The sequence below is a fragment of the Streptomyces sp. NPDC042100 genome (assembly GCF_055582325.1).
This window is the reverse complement of the sequence record NZ_JBVJDK010000001.1, coordinates 801,152-826,603: the sequence shown is the minus strand read 5'-3', so window position 1 is coordinate 826,603 and position 25,452 is coordinate 801,152. Positions and strand designations below refer to the sequence as shown.

Here is a 25,452-nt window from a genome sequence, read left to right as displayed (position 1 = left end):
CCTCAGGGACCGGGGGGCGCCGTCGCGTTCCGGTGTCGGTCTCCGCTCGGAAAGTGGCTACCGACCGGTAGCCCCAGCGTCACTTACTGGTCAGTATTGGCCGCGAGCATGTCAACCATTGAGCCGGTCGACCCTCGGGAGCCCCCCATGCCCTCCACCAGCGCCCCCAAAGCCACCAGAGCCCCCAGAGCCAAGGCCGTCGCCGCCGTCGCCCTGACCACGGCCCTCCTCGTCGGCGGCGGCGCGCCCGCCGCCTCGGCCGCCGACCCGGACGGACACCTGACCTCCACCGCCGCCCTCAAGCACGTCGACTACCGGACCTGGCTCCGGGACGTGTCCGCCGTGGTGGCCGAGGCCCGCCCGTACATCGAGGAGCGGGCCGCCGACGCCGGGCGGGAACGGCAGGCGATCGTCCTCGACATCGACAACTCCTCGCTGGAGACGGACTTCCACCCGTTCTGGGAGCTGCCGCCCGCGATCGCCGACGTCCGCGCGCTCGTCCTCGACGCGCACGCGCGCGGGGTGGCCGTCTTCTTCGTGACCGCCCGCCCCGGCATCATCGAGCCGCTCACCGACTGGAACCTGAAGCGGGCCGGCTACCCGGTCGACGGGCTGTACGTGCGCTCGCTGCCCGATCTGTTCGGCGAGGTCGGCGCGTACAAGACGGCGAAGCGCGCGGAGATCGAGGCCAAGGGCTACACGATCATCGCGAACATCGGGAACTACACCGGCGACCTGGTCGGCGGCCACGCCGAGCGCACCTTCAAGCTGCCGGACTACGGCGGCAAGCTGTCGTAGCCCCCGGTGCCGCTCCCGGGCCCGGGCCCCGCCGCCGGTCAGGACTGCTGGCCGGTGGCGGCCAGGACGATCTCCCGCACCGTGACGTTCGGCGGCTGCCCGTAGGCGTACGCGACGGCCTCGGCGACCGCCTCCGGGTCCAGCGCGCCGCCCGCGGACCGCTTCCACTCCTCGTAGTCGCTCTTGATCCGCTCGTCGCTGGTGTGCGAGAGGAGTTCGGTCTCCACCGCGCCCGGGGCGATGACGACCACCCGGACGCCGCTCGCGGCGACCTCCTCGCGCAGGTTCTCCGACAGGGCGTGCACGGCGAACTTGGTGGCGACGTAGGCGGTGTGGTTCGGGAAGGTCTTGCGGCCGGCGATCGAGCTGATGTTGACGATCGTGCCGCCGCCGCGCGCGAGCATCCCGGGCAGCACCGCGCGGACGCCGTACAGCACGCCCTTGACGTTGAGGTCGATCATCCGGTCCCACTCCTCGACCGGCTGGTCGGCGACGCGGCCCAGCAGCATGGCGCCCGCGTTGTTGACGAGCGCGTCCACCGGCCCGTACCGCTCCTCCGCCTCCGCCACCGCCGCCTCGAAGGCGGTACGGGAGGTCACGTCGACCTCGCGGCACAGGGCGTCCGGCAGCCCCAGCCCCTCCAGCCGCGCGAGCCGCCGGCCGAGCAGCAGCAGCGGGTGGCCGCGCGCGGACAGCAGGCGGGCGGTGGCGGCGCCGATGCCGGAACCGGCACCGGTGACGACGATCAGGGGCTGGGGGCGGGACATGGCGGCACCGGTCCTTCGTCGAGGGTCGGGGTCGGCGGGCGGGCGCGAACGGGCAGGTGTCAGCGGGCGGGCGCGAGCGGGCAGGCGTCAGCGGGTGGCGATGTGGAACTCCATCCGGGACCAGTCGCCGTCCGGCGTCGACCGCACCCAGCCGCGCGCGTTCGCGAAGTCGCCGGTCCCGCCGGTGACCGCGATGTCCAGGGCCGGCGGCGCCTGGTCGTTCGGGTCGGTGGCGGCCAGGGTCTGGAGGGCGAGCTGTCCGCCGGGGCCGCCGTTGAGCACCACGGTGCCCGTGCACTGGAGGTCCACCGGATCGCCGGTGCGCACCACGGCGCAGACCACGCCGTCGCGGCCGACCTTGTCGCCGCTCGCGTCCTTGGTCTTGTAGAGGTCGTCGGCGAAGGCGAAGGAGTCGCCGAGCTTGGGGGCCTGGGCCTGGCCGCTCGCCATGGGGGCGGCGACCTCCTTGGCGTACAGGGTGAACTCGAAGCCGTCGCCGGTGTCGGCCGCCGCAGGGGCGACCGGGCCGAGGGCGAGGACGGCGACCGTGCAGACGCCGAGGGCGGCCTTCCTCCTGGAGCTGCGGATCATGCGCTGCCTCCCGCGAGGTGATCTTCCGGGTCTCCCGGATCTCCCGGGTTTTCAGGATCTCCCGGATCTCCCGGATCTCCCGGATCTCCCGGATCTCCCGGATCTCCCCGAGCACGCTTCACATTCTCCGACGGACGCCCCGGATCCGCCCGTCCGGGCGGACGCGCGAGGGCCCGGCCACCCTCCTCGGCGGCCGGGCCCCTTCGTGCGTACGCGCAGGTCAGACGAAGCGCTGGTTGGCCGAGCCGGCGCAGTTCTGGAGCCGGATCGCCTCCCGTGCCGCGCCCTGGGTCAGGCACAGTCCGGTCGCCGCGGCCGGGCGCAGGGTGTCGCCGTCGCGGACGAACTTCTGGTTGGCGCCGCCGTGGCAGTTCCACACGATGAGCGCGGCGCCGGCCTTGTAGTCCGCGCCGGGCACGTCCAGGCAGCGGTCCTGGGTGAGCCCGGTGTGGGCGGTGCCTCGGGCGGAGTCGTACCACCAGTCCTGGTTCCGGCCGCCGTGGCAGTCCCAGCCGAGGACGGCGGTGCCGTTCGCGGACACGGAGGAGTCGACGTCCAGACAGTTGCCGGTGGCGCCGTTCTTCAGCGGCTTGTACGCGTCGTCCCAGGCGACCGGGAAGAGCGTCGGGGTGCCGCTGGAGCCGACGTCCGCGCAGCTCGCCTCGCGCAGGCCGGAGCCGTAGATCTGGGTGAGGCAGGAGGCGAAGGCGCCGTGGCCCCGGTAGTTGGGGTGGAAGGACTGGCGGACGGAGTTCTCGTCCGGCATCCCGGGCTTGGAGAGGTCGATGTAGAGGCCCCGGGCCCAGGTGTCCTCCATGCAGACCTCGTGGCCGTGGAAGAGCCGCGAGTTGTCGAGGAAGACCGCGCCGGTGTCGGCCGCCGCCTTGCGCATCCCGCGCTCGAAGGCCGGGACGGCGGTGTTGCGGCCCCACTTGGTGTCGGAGTCGTAGCCGAGGCCGCCGCAGGCGAGCTTGCCGGGGAAGTTCGGGTTGTCGCCGAAGTCGGGGCCGATGGGGCTCGGGTAGCCCATCAGGACCAGCTTGTAGTCGGCGTCGGCGTACCCGGCGTCGCGCATGACGGTCCGCAGGTCGCGGACGGTCTGCTCGACCTTGGGGACGAGGGCGTCGACGCGGGCCTGCCAGCCGGGGGCGTACTTCGGCTCGCAGGTGCCCTGGGAGAGGATGAAGCGCTGGACGCAGTCGGTCATGACGGGGCCGAACTGCAGGTCGTCGTTGGCGCCGGCGACCAGCAGCACCATCTTGAGGCGCGTGTTGCGCGCCTTGACGGCCAGGTTGTCGCTCTGGACGAGCTCGTCGGCGTACTGCTTCGCGCCGCCGATGCGGATGTTGCCGGTGTACGCGCCGGAGCAGGCCACGTTGAACGTGAGGTCCGCGGGGATCCCGGTGCGGTGGATGGCGGCGTCGGGCGAGCGGTGACACCAGTTGCTGGGGCCGTTGGTCGGGGACTCGTAGCTGCCGACGCCCTCGCCGGAGATCTCGCTGTCGCCGAGCGAGATGAGACCGGTCTTGCGCTGCGCGAGCGGACGCTCCTCGGGGCTGCCGTAGATCTTGGTGGCCTCGGCGGCGCGGACCGCCTCCAGCTCCGGCGGGAGCGGTACGGAGGTGATCTGCGCCATTCCGGCCGTTCCGCTCGTGTCGGCCGCGCCGGCGGGGGCGGCGGCCGTCATGCTGCCGAGGGCCGCCGCAGCGGCGGCGACGACCGCGACCGGCCAGCGGAGTCTGTACCTGGTGCGCCTCATTGCGCCTCCTGGAAGTGGGGTTACCCACGGTTTTTACTGGCCGGTAGGCGACTTGGGAATACGTCGAACAAGACAAGTGCTCATGTTTTTACGGGGGGTTCGGCGGACCGCCCCCGGGGAGCACAGCCAGGAGGTTGACGAAGATGAACGACCAGCGCGGCGAGCACGACGGGGCCGGCTACCGGACCGAGCACGACTCCATGGGCGAGGTCCGCGTCCCCGCCCACGCCAAGTGGCGCGCCCAGACCCAGCGCGCGGTGGAGAACTTCCCGGTCAGCGGCCAGCGCCTGGAGCGCGCCCACATCGCCGCCCTGGCCCGGATCAAGGCCGCCGCCGCCACGGTCAACGCGGAGCTCGGGGTGCTCGACGCGGAGCGCGCGGCGGCGGTGCGCGCGGCGGCGGAGGAGGTCGCCGAGGGACGCTGGGACGAGCACTTCCCCGTCGACGTCTTCCAGACCGGCTCCGGCACCTCGTCCAACATGAACGCCAACGAGGTGATCGCCACCCTGGCGTCCGAGCGGCTCCCCGAGGACCTCGCGGTACACCCCAACGACCACGTCAACGCCTCGCAGTCGTCCAACGACGTCTTCCCGTCCTCGATCCACATCGCCGCCACCGCCGCCGTCACCCACGACCTCATTCCCGCCCTCGCCCATCTGGCGGAGTCGCTGGAGCGGAAATCGGCCGAATTCGCGGAGGTCGTGAAGTCCGGCCGCACCCACCTCATGGACGCCACCCCCGTCACCCTCGGCCAGGAGTTCGGCGGCTACGCGGCCCAGGTCCGGTACGGCGTCGAACGGCTGCGCGCCTCGCTGCCCCGGCTCGCCGAACTCCCCCTCGGCGGGACCGCGGTGGGCACCGGCATCAACACCCCGCCCGGCTTCTCCGCCGCCGTCATCGCCGAGGTCGCCCGCGCCACCGGACTGCCCCTGACCGAGGCCCGCGACCACTTCGAGGCGCAGGGCGCCCGGGACGGGCTGGTGGAGACGTCCGGGCAGCTCAGGACCATCGCGATCTCCCTCACGAAGATCGCCAACGATCTGCGCTGGATGTCCTCGGGACCGCGCACCGGCCTCGCCGAGATCAACCTCCCGGACCTCCAGCCGGGCTCCTCGATCATGCCGGGCAAGGTCAACCCGGTGATCCCCGAGGCGGTCCTGATGGTCGCCGCCCAGGTGACCGGAAACGACACCACCGTGGCGGTCGCGGGCGCCGCCGGGAACTTCGAGCTCAACGTCATGCTCCCGGTGATCGCCAAGAACCTCCTGGAGTCGGTCCGGCTGCTCGCCAACGCGTCCCGGCTGCTCGCCGACCGCACGGTCGACGGCATCACCGCCAACGTGGCGCGGGCCCGCGAGTACGCCGAGTCCTCGCCGTCCGTGGTGACCCCGCTGAACAAGTACCTCGGCTACGAGGAGGCCGCCAAGGTGGCCAAGAAGGCGCTGGCAGAACGCCGGACGATCCGCCAGGTGGTGCTGGACTCGGGGTACGTGGAGCGCGGCGACCTCACCCTGGAGCAGCTCGACGAGGCCCTCGACGTGCTGCGCATGACCCGCCCCTGAACCGCCCCCGACCGGCCCCCGACCGGCCCCCGACCGGCCCCCGGGCCCGCCCCTCGGCGGGCCCGGAGGCCGCCGTGACCCGTTCTCGCCTACCGGCGGGCCGTCCGTGACCTTCGCCGCAGCGGCGCCGGGGGCGCGCCCCTAAGATCTGCGCATGACAGGATCCGGCCGCCCCCAGCACTGGGCGCCGGGGGATCACATCCTCTGGCGCTACCGCGACAACGCCACCGGCGACGTGCACATCTGCCGGCCGGTCACCGTCGTGCGCGACACCCCCGAACTGCTCGCGGTCTGGATGGCGCCCGGCACCGAATGCGTCAAACCGGTCATGACCGACGGCACCCCGGTCCACGAGGAGCCGCTGGCCACCCGCTACACCGCGCCGCGCACCACCACCCGCGCGCACTGGTTCGGCACCGGCGTCCTCAAGCTCGCCGCGCCCGCCGACCCCTGGTCCGTCTGGCTGTTCTGGGAGCGCGGCTGGCGCTTCCGCAGCTGGTACGTCAACCTGGAGGAGCCCAGGACCCGTTGGTCCGGCGGCATCGACTCCGAGGACCACTTCCTGGACATCTCCGTCTACCCGGACCGCAGCTGGATGTGGCGGGACGAGGACGAGTTCGCGCAGGCCCGGCGGGCCGGCCTGATGGACGCCGCCGGGGCCGCCCGGGTCAGGGCGGCGGGCCGGGCGGCCGTGGAGCTGATCCGGGCCTGGGGGGCGCCGTTCTCCCAGGGCTGGGAGGACTGGCGGCCGGACCCCGCCTGGCCGGTGCCCGCGCTCCCGGCCGACTGGGATCGCACCCCGGCGCACACCGTGCCATGAGACCCTTGATGCGCCCCCCGGGTGCAACCGTAGGATCGTCCTCCGCACTTCCTTGATCACCGGACGGCGGCCACCGGACGGCGCGTCACACACTGAGCACGGCACAGGATCTGACCGTAAGTCATCCATGAGGGAGAGAGCAGTGGCGGACGTGTGCTCGGCTGGTCCCGCTGCTCGCGGCGTCTTCACATCCGCCGCCCGACGGGGGTTTAGCCCCGGCGGGAGCGCGGCATCGGCGAGAAGAGCGAGTGCATCGCACCACCGGCACGGACGGACGGAACCCCAGGCGTGACGGAGCATCCCACCTCCCACGAAGGGCGCCAGCCGCTGGCTGCCCAGCCACAGGAGCGCACCCGCCCCCGGCAGGAGGCCGCGGCGGCCGTCGCCGTGCCCGCGCCCGCCCCCGGCAGCGGCGGCGGGAACGGCACCGGGCCGGACGCCGCGGCCGCCCGGCGCGAGGGCGACCGGCTGCGGTTCGTGGGCGCCGCGACCCGGCGGATCGCCCGCGGGCTCGACCTGGACGAGATCGTGCTCGGCCTGTGCCGGGCCACCGTGCCGACCTTCTCGGACGCGATCCTGGTCTATCTCCGCGACCCGCTGCCGGTGGGCGACGAGCGCCCCGCCGAGCCCTTCGTGCTGCGGCTGCGCCGCACCGACCGGCTGCGGTTAACGGACCTGGAGGGCGAGGAGCTGGTCCTCGTCCCCGACCCGGACCCGACCCCCGCCGCCGAGCTGTGCGAGGTCCACTCGGGCAGCGCGCTGGCCGAGGTGCTGCGCGGGGTGCGGCCCGTCCCCGGCGACTCCGCGGCCGCCCGCGCGGCGCTTCCCGAGCTGCTCGGCCCGGACCACCCGGTGCCCGGCGGGCAGCGGGCCATACTCGCGCCGCTGCGCGGCCGGCGCCGGGTGATCGGCGCGGCCGTGTTCCTGCGCCGCCCCGAGCGCGGCGGCTTCGAGCCGAACGACCTGCTCGTGGCGGCCCAGCTGGCGACCCACACGGCGCTCGGCATCGACAAGGCCGTGCTGTACGGCCGCGAGGCCTACATCGCGGACGAGCTCCAGCGCACCATGCTGCCGGACTCGCTGCCGCAGCCGACCGGCGTCCGGCTGGCCTCGCGCTATCTGCCGGCGGCCGAGACCGCCCGGGTCGGCGGCGACTGGTACGACGCGATCCCGCTGCCCGGCAGCCGGGTGGCGCTGGTCGTCGGCGACGTCATGGGCCACTCCATGACCTCGGCGGCGATCATGGGCCAGCTGCGCACGACCGCGCAGACCCTGGCCGGGCTCGACCTGCCGCCGCAGGAGGTGCTGCACCACCTGGACGAGCAGGCCCAGCGGCTCGGCGAGAACCGCATGGCCACCTGCATGTACGCGGTGTACGACCCGGTCTCGCACCGGATCACGGTCGCCAACGCGGGCCACCCGCCGCCCATACTGCTGCACCTGGGCGGCCGGGCCGAGGTGCTGCGGGTGCCGCCGGGCGCCCCGATCGGCGTCGGTGGCGTGGACTTCGAGGCGGTGGAGCTGGACGCCCCGGCCGGGGCCACGCTGCTGCTGTACACCGACGGCCTGGTGGAGTCCCGGCTGCGGGACGTGTCGACCGGCATCGAGCAGCTCCGCGAGCGCCTCGCGGCGACCGCCCAGCTGACCGGCCCGGACCACTCGCCGCCGCTGGAGGCGCTCTGCGACGACGTCCTCGACATGCTGGGCCCCGGCGACCGGGACGACGACATCGCGCTGCTCGCGGCCCGCTTCGACGGGATCGCGCCGAGCGACGTGGCGTACTGGTTCCTGGAGCCGGAGGACGCCGCCCCGGGCCGGGCCCGGCGGCTCGCCCGGCGGGCCCTGGAGCGCTGGGGCCTGGAGGAGCTCTCCGACTCGGTGGAGCTGCTGATCAGCGAGGTGGTGACCAACGCCGTGCGGTACGCGGAGCGGCCGGTGACGCTGCGGCTGCTCCGCACCGACGTGCTGCGCTGCGAGGTCGGCGACGACTCGCCGCAGCTCCCCCGGCAACGCCGGGCCCGGGAGACCGACGAGGGCGGGCGCGGCCTGTTCCTGGTGAACCGGCTGGCCCGGCGGTGGGGTGCGACGCGCCTGTCGGGCGGCAAGGTGGTCTGGTTCGAGCTGGGCACGCGCTGACGCCCGTACCGGAGACGGACGGACGAGAACGGCGACGGCCGGGCCCCTGTGCGGGGGGCCCGGCCGTCGCCGTGTCTCACTGTCCCTGTGCCTGTCCCTGGCCCTGGCGTCTGCCGTCGAGGGCGCCGTTCTCGCCGTCCGGCGGCGGCTCCGTCGTCGGGCCGGTCGTGCCCCCGGTCGGGGTCGGCTCCGGCGGGGTCGTCGCCGTCGAGGTGGGCGGCCGGGGCGGCGTGGTGGCCGTCGAGGCCGGCGGCTGGGTCGGCGTGGTCGCCTCGTCGCTCGGCGTCGTGGTCGGCGTCGGAGAGCCGCTGGAGGTCCCGGTCGGCGTCGGCAGGCCGGTGTCACCGCCGGAGGTGCCGTCGGTCTTCAGGTCGAAGGGGGTGTCCGAGCCGCCGCCGAGCGCGGCGGTGGTGTAGGCGCCCCAGATCTGCGCGGGGGTGCGGCCACCGTTGGCGCGGCCGTCGTTGATGGTGTTGGTCAGGGTGACCTGGTTGCCCTTGGCGTCCTCGCCGAACAGGCCGACGGCGGTGACCAGCTCGGGGGTGTAGCCGACGAACCAGGCCGAGCGGTTGTTCTCGGAGGTGCCGGTCTTGCCGGCCGCCGCGTAGTCGCCGGCGGCCCGGAAGCCGGAGCCGGACTGGACGACGCCCTGCATGGCCTTGGTAGTGGTGTCGGCGGCCTCGCGGCTGATCACCCGGTCCCCGATCGACTTCACCGGCTCGGCCTTGCGGTCCTTGTGCTCGGCGGACTTCACCAGGGTCGGGGTGACCTTGACGCCGTGGTTGTCCAGGGTCGCGTAGACGCCGGCCATGTCCATGGTGGAGGCGCCCATGACGCCGAGGGACATCGACGGGGTGGCGCCGAAGTCGACGCCGTCCTTCATGCCGAGGCCGATCGCGGTCTGCTTGGTCTTGGTGGGGCCGACGTCGACGATCATCTGGGCGTAGACCGAGTTGATCGAGGAGTTGGTGGCCTTCTGCACGCTGACCGGGCCGTAGCTCTGGTTGTCCTCGTTCTCCGGGGCGAAGGGGATGCGGCTGCCGACGACCGGGCGCTTGCTGTCGCCGTCGTAGACCGTGCCGAGGCCGATCTTGCGCCCGTCCTGGGTCACGGAGCCGTTGTCGATCGCGGAGGCGAGGACGAGCGGCTTGAAGGTCGAGGCGGGCTGGTAGTCGCGCCGGGTGGCGTTGTTGGTCCAGTGCTCGGTGGCGCCGACGCCGCCGTACAGAGCGACGACCGCGCCGGTCTTCGGGTCGACGGAGGTCGCGCCGGCCTGGACGGTGGCCTGCTTCTTGCTGTCCTTGCGGTTCAGCTTGTCCTCAAGCTCGTCGTCGACGGCCTTGACAAGGGCCTTCTGGCGCTTCTCGTCGATGTTGAGGGTGATCGTCCAGCCGCCGGCCTTCAGGTCCTCCTCGCTGACGCCCTGGCGCATCAGCTCCTGGTTGGCGGCCTCGACGATGTAGCCGCTCTGGCCGCTCATGCCCTTGGGGGCCTTCGGCTTCTGCGGGACGGGGAACTTCATGCCCGCGCGCTTGCCCGCGTCGAGCCAGCCCTCCTCGACCATGTTGTTCAGGACGTAGTTCCAGCGCTGCTCGACGAGCTTGCGGCCCTCGGGGCTGGCGGCGGTCCAGTCGTACTGGCTGGGGGCCTGGAGCAGGGAGGCGAGGTAGGCGCCCTGGCCGGCGTCCAGCTTGCTCGCGTCGACGCCGTAGTACGCCTGCGCGGCGGCCTGGATGCCGTAGGCGTTACGGCCGTAGTAGCTGGTGTTCATGTAGCCGGCGAGGATCTCCGGCTTCTTCATGTTCTGGTCGACCTTGATCGCGATGACCATTTCCTTGAGCTTGCGCGTGGCCGTCTGGTCCTGGCTCAAGTAGTAGTTCTTCACGTACTGCTGGGTGATGGTCGAACCACCCTGCTTGCCCTTGCCGGTGAGGGTGTTCCAGGCGGCGCGGACGGTGCCCTTGATGTCGACGCCGTTGTCCTTGTAGAACGTCTTGTTCTCGGCGGCGACGAAGGCCCGCTGGACGTCCAGCGGCACCTTCTCCAGGCCCACGATCTCCCGGTTGACCTTGCCCGTGCGGGCCATGACCTTGCCGTTGGAGTACTTGTAGATGTTGCTCTGCAGCGTCGCCTCGACGTTGGCGGTCGGCACCGGGACCATGGCGTAGACCGTGTAGAAGGCGCCTATGACGAGCAGGCAGCCCACGATGAACGTGCCCAGGAGTTTCTTCCAGGTGAAGAGCCGGCGTATCCGCCCGCCCTTCTTCGCCTGGTCCTTGCCCGTTGGACCCATGTCTCCGTGCTCCGCTCGTCGTGGAATCAGCTCAGAAAGCTAACACCGCCCATGGAGACAAAGGGCGATCGATCCGTATTTTCCGGACGTGACAATCAGCACCCGCTCCCGACGGAACCGACGCTCGGGAGCGCCCGATGGTTGTGTGCCGCCGGTCACATTTCGCCTGCCCGAGGCCCCCACCTCGGTATACATCGTGCGTATACACCCCATGTACAGTGACGCTCATGTCCATCGGTCACACCCTGCTCGGACTCCTGGAGTCCGGCCCGCGCCACGGCTACGACCTCAAGCGCGCCTTCGACGAGCGGTTCGGCCACGACCGGCCGCTGCACTACGGGCAGGTCTACTCGACCATGTCCCGGCTCCTGAAGCACGGCCTCGTCGAGGTCGACGGCATCGAGGCCGGCGGCGGCCCCGAGCGCAAGCGGTACGCCATCACCGAGGCCGGCATCACCGATGTCGGCCAGTGGCTGGCCACCCCCGAGAAGCCCGAGCCCTACCTCCAGTCGACGCTCTACACCAAGGTCGTCCTCGCCCTGCTCACCGGCCGGGGCGCCGCCGAGCTCCTCGACGTGCAGCGCACCGAGCACCTGCGGCTGATGCGCGAGCTCACCCGGCGCAAGAAGGACGGCGACCTCGCCGACCAGCTCATCTGCGACCACGCCCTCTTCCACCTGGAAGCCGACCTGCGCTGGCTGGAACTGACCGCCGCGCGCCTGGACCGGCTCGCCGAGGAGGTCCGCCGATGAGCGCCGAACCGCTGCTCAGAGCGAGCGGGATCGACAAGGCGTACGGACCGACCCCCGCGCTCGCCGGGGCCGACTTCGTCCTGCGGGCCGGCGAGGTCGTCGCCGTGATGGGTCCCTCCGGCTCCGGCAAGTCGACCCTCCTGCACTGCCTCGCCGGCATCGTCCGCCCGGACGCCGGGACCATCCACTACGACGGGCGCGAGCTCACCGCCCTCACCGACGGGCAGCGCAGCGCCCTGCGCCGCGCCGACTTCGGCTTCGTCTTCCAGTTCGGCCAGCTCGTCCCCGAGCTGACCTGCGTCGAGAACGTCGCCCTTCCGCTGCGGCTGAACGGCGAGCGCCGCAAGAGCGCCGAGGAGAGGGCGCGCGGCTGGCTGGCCCGCCTGGAGGTCGAGGACGTGGCCGGAAAGCGCCCCGGCGAGATCTCCGGCGGCCAGGGCCAGCGGGTCGCGGTCGCCCGCGCGCTCGTCACCGCCCCTCGGGTGATCTTCGCCGACGAGCCGACCGGCGCGCTCGACTCGCTCAACGGCGAGCGGGTCATGAGCCTGCTCACCGACGCCTCCCGGGACACCGGCGCCGCCGTCGTCCTGGTCACCCACGAGGCCCGGGTCGCCGCCTACTCCGACCGCGAGGTCGTCGTCCGCGACGGCTCCGTACGGGACACGGAGTGGGCGGCATGAGACCGCGGAACTGGACCCGCGACCTGGCGCTCGGCGCGCGGTTCGCCGTCACCGGCGGGCGCGGCGGCTGGATCCGCACGGCCCTGACGGCGACCGGCATCGGCTTCGGCGTGGCCCTGCTGCTGGTCGCCGCCTCGCTGCCGAACATGCTCTTCCAGCGGGAGGTCCGGGAGTCCGCCCGGGTGCCCGACGCCAGCTACGAGGTCGCCAAGCCGGGACCCGACACCTTCCTGCACGTGGGCCACGAGACCGAGTTCCGCGGCCAAGCCGTCACCGGCCTGGTGCTGCGGCCCGAGGGCCCGCGCGCGGCGATCCCCCCGGGCGCCGCCGCGATCCCGCGCGCGGGCGAGATGCTGGTCTCCCCCGCCCTCGCCGAGCTGCTCGGCTCCCCCGAGGGGGCGCTGCTGCGCGACCGCCTGCCGTACAGGTCCGTCGGCACCCTGGGCGAGGCCGGACTGATCGGCCCGGCCGAACTGCGGTACGTGGCCGGCAGCGCGACCCTCACCACCGACGACAACGACGGGCGCGGCAGGACCTACGGCTGGTCGGTGCCCGAGGAGCCGAAGAACGCCTTCCTGCTCCTGCTCGTCGTCATCGGCTGCGTGGTGCTGCTGCTGCCGGTGCTGGTCTTCATCGCCACCGCCGTCCGCTTCGGCGGCGAACAGCGCGACCGGCGGCTCGCGGCCCTGCGGCTGGTCGGCGCGGACACCGCGATGACCCGGCGGATCGCGGCCGGCGAGTCCCTGGCGGGCGCCGTGCTCGGGCTCGCCGCCGGCGCCGGGTTCTTCGCCGCGGCCCGGCAGTTCGCCGGCACCGTGACGTTCTGGGACGTCAACGCCTTCCCGTCCGACGTGTCCCCGCTGCCCTGGCTGGCCGCGCTGATCGTCGGCGCGGTGCCGGTCGCCGCCGTCGCGGTCACCCTCTTCGCGCTGCGCGAGGTGGCCATCGAGCCGCTCGGCGTCGTCAGGACCGCCGCCCCGCGGCCCCGCCGGCTCGTCTGGCGGCTGGTGCTCGTGCTGGCGGGCGCGGCGCTCCTCGTCCCGTCCGTCTCGGGCGTGGAGTTCGACGAGACCCAGATCGACACGGTCTGGATCGCCGCCGGCGCCACCCTGTCCCTGATCGGCCTCACCACGCTGCTGCCCTGGCTGGTGGAGGCCCTGGTGAAGCCGCTGCACGGCGGCCCGGTGGCCTGGCAGCTCGCCGTCCGCCGGCTCCAGATCGGCAGCGGCGCCGCCGCCCGCACGGTCAGCGGCATCGTCGTCGCGGCGACCGGGGCGATCGCCCTGTCGATGCTCTTCCAGGCGATGCAGCAGGACTTCATGCGGCCCACCAACCAGGACACCGCCCGCGCCCAGATGCAGACCCGGGTGCACGCCCGGGACGGGGACACGGCCCGCCGGGCGGTGGACCGGCTGGCGAGGACCAAGGGCGTCACCGGGGTCTCCGGGGTCATCGAGTCCAACGTGTGGCAGTCCGGTCCGCGGCCGAAGGGCCAGGAGGGCGGCGGGATCACCTCGGCGTTCGTCGGCGACTGCGCCTCGCTGCGCGAGCTCGCCACCCTGCCCTCCTGCGCGGACGGCGACGTGTTCATCGCCCTCACGCACGGCGACGGCGGCCCCGAGGACGCGTGGGTGAGCTCGACCGCGAGGCCGGGCGCCGAGGTGGCGCTGGGCGAGCGGGCGCGCGGCAAGGCCGCGCCGGCCACCTGGCGCATCCCGGCCACGGCCCGCGTGGTGGACTCCCGCCTGGACCCGATGGGCATGAAGCAGTTCGGCGTCCTCGCCACCCCGAAGGCGCTCGACGCGGCCCGGCTCGACGCCCCGGTCGCCAACGTCATGATCCGGGTCGACCCGGCGGTGCCGGACGCGGCCGAGTACATCCGGAACACGGTCGCCGCCCTCGACCCGCTCACCCGGGTCGACACCCTGCGGAACACGGAGCGGGACGCGCAGTACTCCAGCGTCCGGACCGGGATCCTGGTGGGCGCCACGCTCACCATGCTGCTGGTGGCGGCGTCGCTGCTGGTCACCACCCTGGAGCAGCTGCGCGAACGGCGCCGGCTGCTGTCCTCGCTGGTCGCCTTCGGCACCCGGCGCTCCACGCTGGCCTGGTCGGTGCTGTGGCAGACGACGGTGCCGATCGTGCTCGGGCTCGCCCTCGCGGTGGCCGGCGGGCTCGCCCTCGGCGCGGCGCTGCTGCGGATGATCGGCAAGTCGGTCGAGGACTGGTGGGTCTTCCTGCCGGTGGCCGGCGTGGGCGCGGCGCTGATCGCCGCGGTGACCCTGCTGAGCCTGCCGCTGCTGTGGCGTCTGATGCGCGCGGACGGGCTCAGGACGGAGTAGCGGCCGGGACGGTACGGCGATGGGCGCGGGGTCTTCAGGTCCCCGCGCCCCGGGGCGGGCGCGGGGACCTCAGGTCGCCGCGCCCGTCACGCGTACCGGCAGCCGCCGCATCGCCTCGCGCAGCGCGTCCGCCAGCTGCGCGAACTCCGACTGGCGGGCCGCGCCCGTGCGCATGGCGAGGGCGATCCGGCGGGACGGGGCCGGGTCGGCGAAGCGGCCGGTGTGCAGGGCCGAGTCGCGGGCGGTCTCGACCTTGACGGCGGTGCGCGGCAGCAGCGTCACCCCGAGCCCGCCCGCCACCAGCTGGACCAGCGTGGACAGGCCCGCCGCGGTGGTGGTGACCGGCGTCCCTTCCGTGCGCCCGGCCTCGCGGCAGATGTCGAGGGCCTGGTCGCGCAGGCAGTGTCCCTCGTCGAGGAGCAGCAGCTTGAGCTCCTTGAGGGCCTCGCGCGGGATGTCCGTACGCCCGGCGAGCGGGTGCCCCTCGGGGGTGACCAGGACGAAGTCCTCGTCGAAGAGGGGGATCTCGGTGACGCCGGGCGCGCCGAGCGGCACCGCGAGCAGCAGCAGGTCGAGCCGCCCGGCCGCCAGCCCGTCGAGCAGCGAGGAGGTCTGCTCCTCGTGGACCTGGAGGTCGAGCGCGGGGTAGCGGGTGTGGACCAGGCGCAGCACGGTCGGCAGCAGGTAGGGGGCGACGGTGGGGATGACGCCGAGCCGGAGCACGCCGGTGAAGGGCGCCTGGGCGGCCTCGGCCTCCTCCATGAGCTCGCCGACCGCGTCGAGCACGGCGCCGGCCCGGACCGCGAGCCGCTCCCCGGCGGGCGAGAGCAGCACCTTGCGCGTCGTACGCTCAAGGAGCTGGACACCGAGTGCCTCTTCGAGAGTCGACACCGCGCCCGAGAGAGCCGGCTGGCTCATCCCGATGGCCGCCGCCGCGTCCCGGAAGTGGAGGTGCTCCGCGACCGCCGCGAAGGCTCTGAGCTGGGACAGGCTGGGTTGCTTCACGCGCCGTACGGGAATCACTGATAACCACCTTCGATCAACGTGAGCAAGTCTAGCTATTTCACTGATCAATGCACTCCGTGCCATGCTGGGGATCCGTCCAACCCCTCACGGAAGACCCCAAAAGGGACCCTTCCGAAACGCAAGGAGAGCGCGTGCTCACTGTCGGTGACCAGTTCCCCACCTACGACCTGACCGCCTGCGTGTCGCTGGAGAGCGGCAAGGAGTTCGCGCAGATCGACCACAAGTCCTACGAGGGCAAGTGGCGCGTGGTGTTCTTCTGGCCGAAGGACTTCACCTTCGTCTGCCCCACCGAGATCGCCGCCTTCGGCAAGCTGAACGACGAGTTCGCGGACCGCGACGCGCAGATCCTGGGCGTCTCCGGCGACTCCGAGTTCGTGCACCACGCCTGGCGCAAGGACCACGCCGACCTGCGTGACCTGCCCTTCCCGATGCTGGCCGACTCCAAGCACGAGCTCATGAGCGACTGCGGCGTGCGCGGCGAGGACGGCTTCGCCCAGCGCGCGGTCTTCATCGTGGACCCGAACAACGAGATCCAGTTCACCATGGTGACCGCCGGCTCCGTCGGCCGTAACCCCAAGGAGGTCCTGCGGGTGCTGGACGCCCTGCAGACCGACGAGCTGTGCCCGTGCAACTGGAACAAGGGCGAGGACACGCTGGACGCCGGCGCCCTCCTGGCCGGTGAGTGAGCATGGCGCTCGATGAGCTGAAGGCCGCCGTCCCGGACTTCGCCAAGGACCTGAAGCTGAACCTCGGCTCGGTCATCGGCAACAGCGACCTGCCGCAGCAGCAGCTGTGGGGCACGGTGCTCGCCTGCGCCATCGCCTCGCGCTCGCCGAAGGTGCTGAAGGAGCTGGAGCCCGAGGCCCAGGCCAACCTGAAGCCCGAGGCGTACCAGGCCGCCAAGTCGGCCGCCGCGATCATGGCGATGAACAACGTCTTCTACCGGACCCGGCACCTGCTGTCGGACCCGGAGTACGGGACGATGCGCGCCGGTCTGCGGATGAACGTCATCGGCAACCCGGGGGTCGACAAGGTCGACTTCGAGCTGTGGTCGCTGGCCGTCTCCGCGATCAACGGCTGCGGCCAGTGCCTGGACTCGCACGAGCAGGTCCTGCGCAAGGCCGGGGTCGAGCGCGAGACGATCCAGGAGGCCGTGAAGATCGCCGCGGTCATCCAGGCGGTCGGCGTCACGCTGGACGCCGAGGCGGTCCTGGCCGAGTAGGTCCGGTCCGCACGCACGACGAGAAGGGCCCCGGGGCGCAGCACGCCCCGGGGCCCTTCCGTCATGCCGTGGACCTGAGCGCCGCCAGCAGCGCGTTCATGTCCTCCAGGAGGTAGGTCCTGGTCGCGGCGGGATCGAGCCGAGGCGGCTCCTTGGGCGGCCCGTCGCCCTCGTGGACCAGCTCCGGAGTGAGCGCCAGCTCGACGACCGCCTGCCCGTCCAGGACGCTCAGCGTCATGTCGCCGGTGGCGCCCTCGTCGCGCAGGTAGGCGAGCTGGCCCGCCCCGGAGACGCGGTCGCCGATCTCCCGGAAGGGATCGTTCATCCGCGCCTCGAACTCGGGCCGGGGGTCGGTGACCCGGTGCAGGGTGTACGAGACGGAGAGCCGGTACGGGACGGGCTCGGCGGCCAGGGTGACCGAGCACTCCGCCCGGAACAGGCCCGGATGGTCCAGGACCATCGGGTTGGTGGCCTCGCCCTTGGGCCCGAAGGCGGCGGTCAGGCCGGGCAGCGCGGCCCGACGGCAGGGCTCGTCCTCGGCCCGGTAGCCCTTGAAGTCGGGCCCGTCGGGCCCGCTCCGCTCGTACGCGAGGAGTCCGGCGCCCCACACCGCCGAGGCGGCGGCGGCCCCGCCGAGCGCCCACAGCCAGGGGCGGCGGGGTCCGCGCGGGCCCCGCTCGGCGGGCAGCGGCTCCAGCGCGGCCGGGTACCCCGTACCGCCGACGAGCTCCGGCTCCGAGATCAACCGTCCACCCGCTCGGCCGCGCCGGGCGCCGGGGTCGGGGCCACGTCGTGGGCGGTGGCCCCGCGCGGCTCGGGCGCGGCCCGCAGGGCCTGCTCGTGGCTGTACGCGCGGAGGTAGCCGACCACTGTGTTGGCGACGGCGACCAGCGGGACGGCGACGACGGCGCCGCCGATGCCCGCGGTGAGTCCGCCGGCGGCGACGGCGAGGACCACCGCGAGGGGGTGCACCCGCACGGCCCGGCCGAGGATGAAGGGCTGGAGGACGTGGCCCTCGATCTGCTGCACGGCGAGCACCACGACGAGCACCATCAGGGCGGTGAACACCCCGTTGGTGACGAGCGCGACGACGACGGCGAGGGCGCCGGAGAGCACCGCGCCGACCATCGGGATGAAGGCGAACAGGAAGATGAAGACGGCGAGCGGCACCGCCATCGGCACGTCGAGGAAGTAGAGCCCGAGGCCGATGAAGACGGCGTCGATCAGGGCGACGAGCACCGTGCCCCGGACGTACGCGGTGAGGGTGATCCAGGCCCTCGGACCGGCTCCGGCGACGCCGGGCCTGGCCTGCGCGGGCACCAGCTTCAGCGTCCACTCCCAGACCTTCTTGCCGTCGTAGAGCAGGAAGAGGGTGGAGAACATGGCGAGCAGGATGCCGGTCATCGCCTCGACGACCACGGTCACGCCCTGGAGCCCGGCGGAGGTGATCTGCTCGGCGTTGGCGCCGATGGTGTCGCTGAGGTTCTTGGCGATGTCGTTGATCTGCGACTCGGTGACGTGGAACGGGCTGTCGAGGAGCCAGCGCTTGAGCTCTTCGATGCCGTCGCGGACCTGGTCGGACAGGTTGTCGATGTTGTCCATCACCTGCCAGACCACGAACCAGCCGACCAGCCCCATCACGACGAAGCCGGAGACGGCGGTGACGGCGGTGGCCAGCCCGTGCGGCAGGCCCTTGCGGCGCAGCAGGACCACGATGGGCTGGAGCAGCGCGGTGATGAGGAGCGCGGCGGCGAAGGCGAGCACGACGAGCTGGACGGAGCTGATCACCTTCATCAGCACCCAGACCGTCCCGGCGAGCACGAGCAGCCGCCAGCCGGCCTCGGCGGCGACCCGCATCCCCCACGGGATCGCGGCCACGGGGTCGGGCCGGGCGGCGACCGCGGGCGCGTAGGCGGGCGGCGCGGGCACGGAGGCGGCGGGGTCGGCGCCGGCGGGCGGCACCGCGACGGGCTCCTTCACGACGGTGACCGCCGGTTCCGGCGGCTTCGGCGGCGGCACGGGGGGCACGGGCGGCACGGGGGGCGGGCCCAGTGGGTCCTCGCGTTCGGCCTCGGCGCGGCGCTCGTCCAGGCGCTCGCCCATCCGGCTGACGCTCGCGCCCAGCCTGTTCAGCCATCCTGGCAGTCTCGACATGCTGTTTCCCTCTCCCCCTCCGAATCCCCCCGAACCTACACGCACGCAGCCCCCCACCGTAGGACGGCGAGGGGCTGCGCGAAGTTGAGAGCGGTGCCGGTACTAGTACCAGCGGTTGGCCTGCCAGAAGGACCAGGCGCCGCACGGGCTGCCGTAGCGGCCGTCCATGTAGCTGAGACCCCACTTGATCTGGGTGGCGGGGTTGGTCTGCCAGTCGGCGCCGGCCGAGGACATCTTGGAGCCGGGGAGCGCCTGGACGAGGCCGTAGGCGCCGGAGCCGGCGTTGACCGCGCGGTAGTTCCACCCGGACTCGTGGTCCACGATGTTGCTGAAGCACTGGAACTGGTCCGCCGGGATCATCTGGCGGGCCATCGCCTTGACCTCGGAGACGCTGTAGGAGCCCTGGGCGGAGAAGCTGCTCGCGTCGCGCAGCGCGGAACGGCTGGCGCGGTCGGCCTCCTCCTTGCGCTCCTTCTCGGCCTTGTCGGCGGCCTTCTTCTTGGCCTCGGCGTCCTTGGCGGCCTGCACGCGGGCGGCTTCCTCGGCGGACTTGCGCACGAGGGAGTCGGCGGCGGCGGCCTGCACGTCGGCCTGCTCCGCGAGGGTGGAGACCTGTACCTTGGCCTGCTCGCCCGCGGGGATCTCCGCGAGGAGCGTGGTGTCGGCCGCGGTGGCCTCGAAGTTGTCGTCGGCGGGCTGCGCGGCGTTGCCCGAGGCGACGCCGACGACGGCGCCGACGGTGGTGACCGCAGTGGCCGAAGCCACCGCGAATCCCCGGACCGAGATCCGGCTCACACGGTTTCCTTCCAGCATCGCCCGCACAGGTGACCAAGCGGGCGAAATCGTGCCCCTGGCGCTGGTCTCCGAACTGCTGGGTCACAGAAGACACGGGCCCGTGGTGCTGTGGGCGGCATACGGCTGACGGCTGTTCAGTTGTGTGGTGCCGCACCCCTGAGGGTGCACGTGTGCCGTATGCGGGGCCTGACGGAAGCAAGACTTTGCCGGACGCCCGTACCGCAAGGCAATTCCGTACCGCGTGTGAAAGCTCACACCCGAACAGGCGCACGGGATTTGGCCGATACGGCGGACAGCAGGGCGCCGCCCGGCTAAGCTCCTGCGCTTCGCCGGGCGGCGCCAACTGGGGTGTGAAACGGGTCAGATCTGCCCGTCCTCCAGCATTTCGGTCACGAGCGCGGCGATCTGCGAGCGCTCGGAGCGGGTGAGCGTGACGTGGGCGAAGAGCGGATGCCCCTTCAACTTCTCGACGACGGCCACGACTCCGTCGTACCGCCCGACCCGCAGGTTGTCGCGCTGGGCGACGTCATGGGTGAGCACCACCCGGGAATTCGCCCCGATCCGGGACAGAACGGTCAGCAGGACGTTCCGCTCCAAGGACTGGGCCTCGTCCACGATGACGAAGGCGTCGTGCAGCGAGCGGCCCCGGATGTGGGTGAGCGGCAGCACCTCCAGCATCCCGCGCCCCAGCACCTCCTCGATCACCTCGCGCCCCGCCACGGACGAGAGGGTGTCGAAGACCGCCTGGGCCCAGGGGCTCATCTTCTCGGCCTCGGTGCCCGGCAGATAGCCGAGCTCCTGGCCGCCGACGGCGTACAGCGGGCGGAAGACCATCACCTTCTGGTGCTGGCGCCGCTCCAGGACCGCCTCCAGGCCCGCGCAGAGCGCGAGCGCCGACTTGCCCGTGCCGGCCCGGCCGCCCATCGAGACGATGCCGACCTCCTGGTCGAGCAGCAGGTCCAGCGCGATCCGCTGCTCGGCGCTGCGGCCCCGGATCCCGAAGGCCTCCCGGTCGCCCCGCACCAGCCGGATGCCGCCGTCGGCGGTGACCCGGCCCAGCGCCTTGCCGCGCTCGGACTGGAGCACGAGACCGGTGTGCACGGGCAGCTCGGCCGCCTCGGGCACGTACAGCCGCTCCTGGTCGTACAGGATGTCGACCTGGTCCGCCGAGAGGGCCAGCTCGGACATGCCGGTCCAGCCGGAGTCCGTGATGGCGAGCTCGGCCCGGTACTCCTCGGCGAGCAGCCCGACCGAGGACGCCTTGATCCGCAGCGGCAGGTCCTTGGAGACGACCGTGACGTCGTACCCCTCCGCCTGGAGGTTGCGCGCGACCGCGAGGATCCGGGAGTCGTTGTCCCCCAGCCGGTAGCCGGCCGGGAGGACGCCGGGGTCGGAGTGGTTGAGTTCGACGCGGAGCGTCCCGCCCACGTCCCCGATGGGGAGGGGGGCGTCGAGGCGGCCGTACCGGACCCGGAAGTCGTCCAGGTGGCGCAGGGCCTGCCGGGCGAAGTAGCCGAGCTCGGGGTGGTGCCTCTTGGCCTCCAGCTCGGTGACCACGACGATCGGGAGCACGACCTCGTGCTCCTCGAAGCGGGTCATCGCGCTGGGGTCGGCCAGCAGGACGCTGGTGTCGAGAACATAGGTGCGCCTGTCGGACAAGCGGCGCTTCGTGCTGGTCACCACGGAAGGACAGACCCCCTTCGAGCACCCCTGTGAGGTCGGGGTGCGACGGCTCCGCCCGCGGGGGAACCGCCGTCGCTGCGGAATGGGACCGGGCTCAGGCCGCGATGCGCGGGCCGAGCTCCGGCCCTCCGCTTCGTCCGTACAGACACTGCACGGTCGTCCTGGTGCAAAGGGCCTCCCGGGTGGCGGTCTCCGTGCCGCTCACTTCACCAGGGATATGCCCTCGAACACACGCCGTCATGCCGAGGCATATGACGGCGTGTTCATGAACAAGGGGTGACCGGAGACACCGGAGGGACCGGGGGTGTCCGGGAGGTCCGGGGATGCCCGCGGGGCGCCGGGGCGCCGGGGGTCAGGAGCCGAAGCGCCGGTGCCGCGCCGCGTAGTCGCGCAGCGCGCGCAGGAAGTCGACCTTGCGGAAGGCCGGCCAGTGCACTTCGCAGAAGTAGTACTCGGAGTGCGCGCTCTGCCACAGCATGAATCCGGACAGGCGCTGCTCGCCGCTGGTGCGGATCACCAGGTCCGGATCGGGCTGGCCGCGCGTGTAGAGGTGCTCGGAGATGTGCTCGACGTCGACGATCTCGGCGAGCTCCTCGAAGCTGGTGCCCTTCTCCGCGTGCTCCAGGAGCAGCGAGCGGACCGCGTCCGCGATCTCCTGGCGGCCGCCGTAGCCCACGGCGACGTTCACGAGTATCCCCGTGTTGTCGTGGGTGGCCTGCTCGGCCTCCTTCAGCACGGACTGGGTGCGGGCGGGCAGGAGGTCCATGGTGCCGACGTGGTGCACCCGCCAGCGGCCGTCGGAGGCGAGCGCGCGGACCGCGTCCTCGATGATCGAGAGCAGCGGGACGAGCTGCTCCTCGGGACGGTTCAGGTTGTCGGTGGACAGCATCCAGAGGGTGACGACCTCGACGTCCGTCTCGGAGCACCAGCCGAGCAGTTCCCTGATCTTGTCCGCGCCCGCCTTGTGACCCTGCTCGGGGGTGCCGCCGGCGGCCTTGGCCCAGCGGCGGTTGCCGTCGAGGATGACACCGATGTGCTTGGGCACCTGGGCGTGGTCGAGTCGGCCTTCCACCCGGCGTGCGTACAGTCCGTACACCAGGTCGCGCAGGTTCACCGTTCTTTACCCCTCCATGAGCGTCGGCCCCCCGAAGCCGCCACATTACTGCGCACCGGTCACGGCCTCCCAGCCCGGGACTGTCACAAGTCCGTGATAAGCAGAGATACGTGACTGATTCCCCTCTGTACCGCGCCTCCTCGACCCGCTACGACGCCATGGAGTACCGGCGCACCGGCCGCAGCGGGCTCAAGCTGCCCGCCGTCTCGCTCGGCCTGTGGCACAACTTCGGCGACGACCGCACCCTCGGCTCCCAGCGGGCGATCCTGCGCCGCGCCTTCGACCTGGGTGTCACCCACTTCGACCTGGCGAACAACTACGGCCCGCCGCCCGGCTCCGCCGAGCTCAACTTCGGCAAGATCTTCGCGCAGGACTTCGCGCCCTACCGGGACGAGCTGATCGTCTCGACCAAGGCGGGCTACGAGATGCACCCCGGCCCGTACGGCGAGTGGGGCTCCCGCAAGTACCTGATGTCGTCGCTCGACGCGTCGCTCAAGCGGATGGGCCTCGACTACGTCGACATCTTCTACTCGCACCGCTTCGACCCGGAGACCCCGCTGGAGGAGACGATGGGGGCGCTCGCCTCCGCCGTCCAGCAGGGCAAGGCGCTGTACGTGGGCGTCTCCTCGTACACGAGCGAGCAGACCGCCGAGGCGGCGCGGATCCTCAAGGAGATGGGCGTCCCGGCCCTGATCCACCAGCCCTCGTACTCCATGATCAACCGCTGGACCGAGGAGGACGGGCTCCTCGACACGCTGGAGGCGGCCGGCATGGGCTGCATCTCCTTCGTGCCGCTGGCCCAGGGCCTGCTCACCAACAAGTACCTGAAGGGCATCCCGGAGGGCTCCCGGGCCACCCAGGGCAAGTCGCTCGACCCGAACCTGCTCTCCGACGAGGTGCTGCGCCGGCTGCGCGGTCTCGCGGACATCGCCGGGCGGCGCGGGCAGTCGCTGGCGCAGCTCGCGCTGTCGTGGGTGCTGCGGGACCCGCGGATGACCTCGGCGCTGATCGGCGCGTCGAGCGTGGCGCAGCTGGAGGAGAACGTGGCGGCGCTGGCCGCGGCTCCGCTGTCGGCGGCGGAGCTGGAGGAGATCGACTCCTTCGCGGTCGACACCGAGGGCGCCAACATCTGGGCCGGCCGGGGCTGACGCGCCCCGAGGGGCGCGGGAGAAGAAAAACGGGCCGGTCCGTGGGGGGGATACGGACCGGCCCGAGGGGGGGTTTCCACCATAACCCTTCATTAGTCGTGCTGCGCGCCACCCGCGCCGACCGGAGTGTCGCGGATTCGCCGGAGGCCAAGCGGCACAAGGGCTCCGGGGGTGCGTGGCGGGTTTGCGCCCGGCGTGGCGGCGGAATCGGTACCTCCGACGGGGGACCCCCGCGCCGGATCGCCCGGTTGACGCGGCGCCGCAGGTCAGGACGGGGTGCGGGGGGCCCTCGTCCGGTGCAGCAGGGTGATGCCGTCACGGCGGGCGACCAGCTCGTAACCGTGCAGGCGCTGGGCGTCGCGCAGCTCCGCGAGCTGCTGGGGCAGCGGGTAGGGCCAGTGGCCGGGCTTGTACGGCCAGGACTCGGGGGTCTCGCTGTCGTGGACGATCCACTCGGCGGTCGGCGGCGGGACCTCGCGGGGGTAGTCGTAGAGCCGCCCGCCGACCGGGAAGGTCGGGAAGAGGACCACCGCGCAGCGGGCGGTGAGCTGGGGCGCGAGCCGGTTGGAGGCGGCGACGGTGGCGCCGTCGGGGATCTCGGCGAGCAGCGCGCGGGCGGCCCGTACGTGCGCGGTGGTGTGCCAGGTGGCCCGCTGGGCGAGCTGGGCCAGCGGGAACGAGGGCAGCAGCACCGCCGTCACGGCGAGCACGGTGGCGAGCGGGGCGCGGCGGCGGCGCGGGTCGGGCTCGCGGGCGAGGACGTCGACGAGGGCGGCGAAGACGACGGGCATCAGGATCGCGCTGTAGTGGAAGGCGGTCCCCCAGTGGAAGCCGTTCTCCGAGGCCATCCGCCAGCCGAGGGTGGGCAGCGCGATCAGTGCGAGCGGGGAGCGCAGCGCGAGGAGCGCGGAGGGGGCGAAGACGAGCACGAGGGTGGTGGCCTTCGTCTCCGGACGCAGCAGGTCGAGCGGGGCGTGCGCGAGGGCGCCGAGGAGCGAGCCGTGCGCCGCCGCGAGGTTGCCGCCGTGGGCGTAGCCGCCTGCCGGGGCGAGGGCCGGCAGCACCCTCGTGATCTCCAGGAACGAGCCGAGCAGGCCCGCGGCGGCGGTGGCGAGGCCGAGCCGGAGCACGCCTCGGTCGGCGCGGCCCTTGAGGACGAGGTAGCCGCCGACGGCGGCGAGGGTGAGGCCGAGGTCCTCCTTGACCAGGAGGAGCGGCGCCGTCCAGCCGACGGCGGCCCGCCAGCGGCGGGCGCCGAGCGCCTCCAGGCCGAAGGCGAGCAGCGGCACGGCGAGGCTGACCTCGTGGAAGTCGAAGGCGGCGGCGGAGGCGACGCCCCAGCTCAGTCCGTAGCCGGCGGCGACGCAGTGGGCGGCGCGGCGGCCGAGCGCGCGCAGGGCCCAGCGGGCGAGCGGGACGACGGCGAGCGCGAGGAGCGCGGACTGGGCGACGAGCAGGGTGAGGGGGGAGGGGAGGAGCCGGTAGAGCGGGGCGAGGGCGGCGAGCAGGGGGTGGAAGTGGTCGCCGAGGAGGTTGAAGCCCTCGCCGCGCAAGGGGGCGACGGGGGCGCGGAGTTCGGCGTAGGCGCGGACGGCCTGTTCGAAGATGCCGAGGTCGTAGCCGGTGGTGCGCAGGAGCTGGTGGCGGCGGACCGCGACGGTCGAGTAGAGCAGGCACAGGCCGAGGGCCCAGGCCCAGGGCAGGACGCCGGGGCGCCGGTACCAGGGGGTGGGGGCGGGCGGGGCCGCCCCCTGCGTGGCTGATGCCGGTTTTTCGACGATTGTCCGCATATGGGGTGATGCTAGGGCGG

Annotated in this window: 21 protein-coding genes; 10 read left to right on the top strand and 11 right to left on the bottom strand. The window is 72.6% G+C overall.

Annotated features, from left to right (window positions below; translation table 11 throughout):
* Positions 1-147 precede the first annotated feature (147 nt).
* Positions 148-798 carry an HAD family acid phosphatase gene (locus tag ACZ6J5_RS03965; protein WP_469387303.1) on the top strand — a complete coding sequence of 217 codons (651 nt, stop codon included), beginning with the start codon at positions 148-150 and terminating at the stop codon, positions 796-798.
* Positions 799-836: 38 nt separating this feature from the next.
* Here ACZ6J5_RS03965 and ACZ6J5_RS03960 read toward each other — a convergent pair whose 3' ends face one another.
* From ACZ6J5_RS03960 to ACZ6J5_RS03950, 3 genes are all read right to left on the bottom strand, one after another.
* A complete protein-coding gene (locus ACZ6J5_RS03960; RefSeq protein ID WP_469387301.1) occupies positions 837-1,565 on the bottom strand; it encodes an SDR family oxidoreductase in 729 nt (242 codons plus the stop codon).
* Positions 1,566-1,652: 87 nt separating this feature from the next.
* Entirely contained in the window at positions 1,653-2,156 is a 504-nt protein-coding gene (locus tag ACZ6J5_RS03955; protein ID WP_469387299.1) for a dirigent protein, read from the bottom strand.
* Positions 2,157-2,376: 220 nt separating this feature from the next.
* Positions 2,377-3,915 (bottom strand): ricin-type beta-trefoil lectin domain protein, encoded by a 1,539-nt coding sequence (locus ACZ6J5_RS03950; protein WP_469387297.1) that lies wholly within the window; start codon positions 3,913-3,915, stop codon positions 2,377-2,379.
* A 143-nt stretch (positions 3,916-4,058) separates the two neighbouring features.
* On the opposite strand from ACZ6J5_RS03950, the gene ACZ6J5_RS03945 reads away from it, so the two are divergent.
* The 3 genes from ACZ6J5_RS03945 to ACZ6J5_RS03935 all read left to right on the top strand — a co-directional run bounded on the left by ACZ6J5_RS03945 (position 4,059) and on the right by ACZ6J5_RS03935 (position 8,433).
* Complete coding sequence (locus ACZ6J5_RS03945; protein ID WP_469387295.1) at positions 4,059-5,477, top strand: class II fumarate hydratase; 1,419 nt, start codon at positions 4,059-4,061, stop codon at positions 5,475-5,477.
* 154 nt (positions 5,478-5,631) lie between these two features.
* Positions 5,632-6,297, top strand: coding sequence for a cytidylyl-2-hydroxypropylphosphonate hydrolase (fomD, locus tag ACZ6J5_RS03940; protein WP_469387293.1), 666 nt, complete (start codon positions 5,632-5,634; stop codon positions 6,295-6,297).
* Positions 6,298-6,585: 288 nt separating this feature from the next.
* Positions 6,586-8,433: a SpoIIE family protein phosphatase gene (locus tag ACZ6J5_RS03935; protein WP_469387291.1), complete on the top strand. Its 1,848-nt coding sequence runs from the start codon at positions 6,586-6,588 to the stop codon at positions 8,431-8,433.
* A gap of 76 nt (positions 8,434-8,509) precedes the next feature.
* On the opposite strand, the gene ACZ6J5_RS03930 is transcribed toward ACZ6J5_RS03935, so the two are convergent.
* Positions 8,510-10,726 carry a transglycosylase domain-containing protein gene (locus ACZ6J5_RS03930; RefSeq protein WP_469387289.1) on the bottom strand — a complete coding sequence of 739 codons (2,217 nt, stop codon included), beginning with the start codon at positions 10,724-10,726 and terminating at the stop codon, positions 8,510-8,512.
* Positions 10,727-10,953: 227 nt separating this feature from the next.
* Between ACZ6J5_RS03930 and ACZ6J5_RS03925 the strand changes: the two genes are divergently transcribed.
* From ACZ6J5_RS03925 to ACZ6J5_RS03915, 3 genes are read left to right on the top strand one after another with little or no spacing between them, the layout of a single operon-like run.
* On the top strand, positions 10,954-11,478 hold the full coding sequence (locus ACZ6J5_RS03925) for a PadR family transcriptional regulator (RefSeq protein ID WP_469387287.1): 525 nt from the start codon (positions 10,954-10,956) through the stop codon (positions 11,476-11,478).
* Positions 11,475-12,158 (top strand): ABC transporter ATP-binding protein, encoded by a 684-nt coding sequence (locus tag ACZ6J5_RS03920; RefSeq protein WP_469387285.1) that lies wholly within the window; start codon positions 11,475-11,477, stop codon positions 12,156-12,158. Before ACZ6J5_RS03925 ends, ACZ6J5_RS03920 begins: the two co-directional genes overlap by 4 nt.
* On the top strand, positions 12,155-14,500 hold the full coding sequence (locus ACZ6J5_RS03915; protein WP_469387283.1) for an FtsX-like permease family protein: 2,346 nt from the start codon (positions 12,155-12,157) through the stop codon (positions 14,498-14,500). The genes ACZ6J5_RS03920 and ACZ6J5_RS03915 overlap by 4 nt, the downstream gene beginning before the upstream one ends.
* A gap of 69 nt (positions 14,501-14,569) precedes the next feature.
* Here the strand turns inward: ACZ6J5_RS03915 and ACZ6J5_RS03910 are convergent, their stop codons facing one another.
* Positions 14,570-15,505: a LysR substrate-binding domain-containing protein gene (locus tag ACZ6J5_RS03910; protein WP_469387281.1), complete on the bottom strand. Its 936-nt coding sequence runs from the start codon at positions 15,503-15,505 to the stop codon at positions 14,570-14,572.
* A gap of 152 nt (positions 15,506-15,657) precedes the next feature.
* Here ACZ6J5_RS03910 and ACZ6J5_RS03905 point away from each other — a divergent pair, with 152 nt between their 5' ends.
* The gene (locus tag ACZ6J5_RS03905; protein WP_362472773.1) at positions 15,658-16,212 is read left to right on the top strand and encodes a peroxiredoxin; all 555 of its coding nucleotides are present in this window, start codon (positions 15,658-15,660) and stop codon (positions 16,210-16,212) included.
* Between the two features lie 2 nt (positions 16,213-16,214).
* The gene (locus tag ACZ6J5_RS03900; RefSeq protein ID WP_362472776.1) at positions 16,215-16,748 is read left to right on the top strand and encodes an alkyl hydroperoxide reductase; all 534 of its coding nucleotides are present in this window, start codon (positions 16,215-16,217) and stop codon (positions 16,746-16,748) included.
* A 61-nt stretch (positions 16,749-16,809) separates the two neighbouring features.
* Here the strand turns inward: ACZ6J5_RS03900 and ACZ6J5_RS03895 are convergent, their stop codons facing one another.
* From ACZ6J5_RS03895 to ACZ6J5_RS03875, 5 genes are all read right to left on the bottom strand, one after another.
* Positions 16,810-17,493 (bottom strand): hypothetical protein, encoded by a 684-nt coding sequence (locus tag ACZ6J5_RS03895; RefSeq protein WP_469387278.1) that lies wholly within the window; start codon positions 17,491-17,493, stop codon positions 16,810-16,812.
* On the bottom strand, positions 17,490-18,902 hold the full coding sequence (locus ACZ6J5_RS03890; protein ID WP_469387276.1) for an AI-2E family transporter: 1,413 nt from the start codon (positions 18,900-18,902) through the stop codon (positions 17,490-17,492). Before ACZ6J5_RS03890 ends, ACZ6J5_RS03895 begins: the two co-directional genes overlap by 4 nt.
* Before the next feature lie 102 nt (positions 18,903-19,004).
* The gene (locus ACZ6J5_RS03885) at positions 19,005-19,697 is read right to left on the bottom strand and encodes an aggregation-promoting factor C-terminal-like domain-containing protein (protein WP_469387274.1); all 693 of its coding nucleotides are present in this window, start codon (positions 19,695-19,697) and stop codon (positions 19,005-19,007) included.
* A 360-nt stretch (positions 19,698-20,057) separates the two neighbouring features.
* Positions 20,058-21,380, bottom strand: a complete 1,323-nt coding sequence (locus ACZ6J5_RS03880; protein WP_469387271.1) for a PhoH family protein — start codon at positions 21,378-21,380, stop codon at positions 20,058-20,060.
* Between the two features lie 352 nt (positions 21,381-21,732).
* Positions 21,733-22,494 carry an isoprenyl transferase gene (locus tag ACZ6J5_RS03875; RefSeq protein WP_469387269.1) on the bottom strand — a complete coding sequence of 254 codons (762 nt, stop codon included), beginning with the start codon at positions 22,492-22,494 and terminating at the stop codon, positions 21,733-21,735.
* A gap of 110 nt (positions 22,495-22,604) precedes the next feature.
* On the opposite strand from ACZ6J5_RS03875, the gene mgrA reads away from it, so the two are divergent.
* Positions 22,605-23,642 (top strand): L-glyceraldehyde 3-phosphate reductase, encoded by a 1,038-nt coding sequence (mgrA, locus tag ACZ6J5_RS03870; protein ID WP_469387267.1) that lies wholly within the window; start codon positions 22,605-22,607, stop codon positions 23,640-23,642.
* 266 nt (positions 23,643-23,908) lie between these two features.
* Here mgrA and ACZ6J5_RS03865 read toward each other — a convergent pair whose 3' ends face one another.
* Positions 23,909-25,432 carry a DUF2079 domain-containing protein gene (locus ACZ6J5_RS03865; RefSeq protein ID WP_469387266.1) on the bottom strand — a complete coding sequence of 508 codons (1,524 nt, stop codon included), beginning with the start codon at positions 25,430-25,432 and terminating at the stop codon, positions 23,909-23,911.
* Positions 25,433-25,452 lie beyond the last annotated feature (20 nt).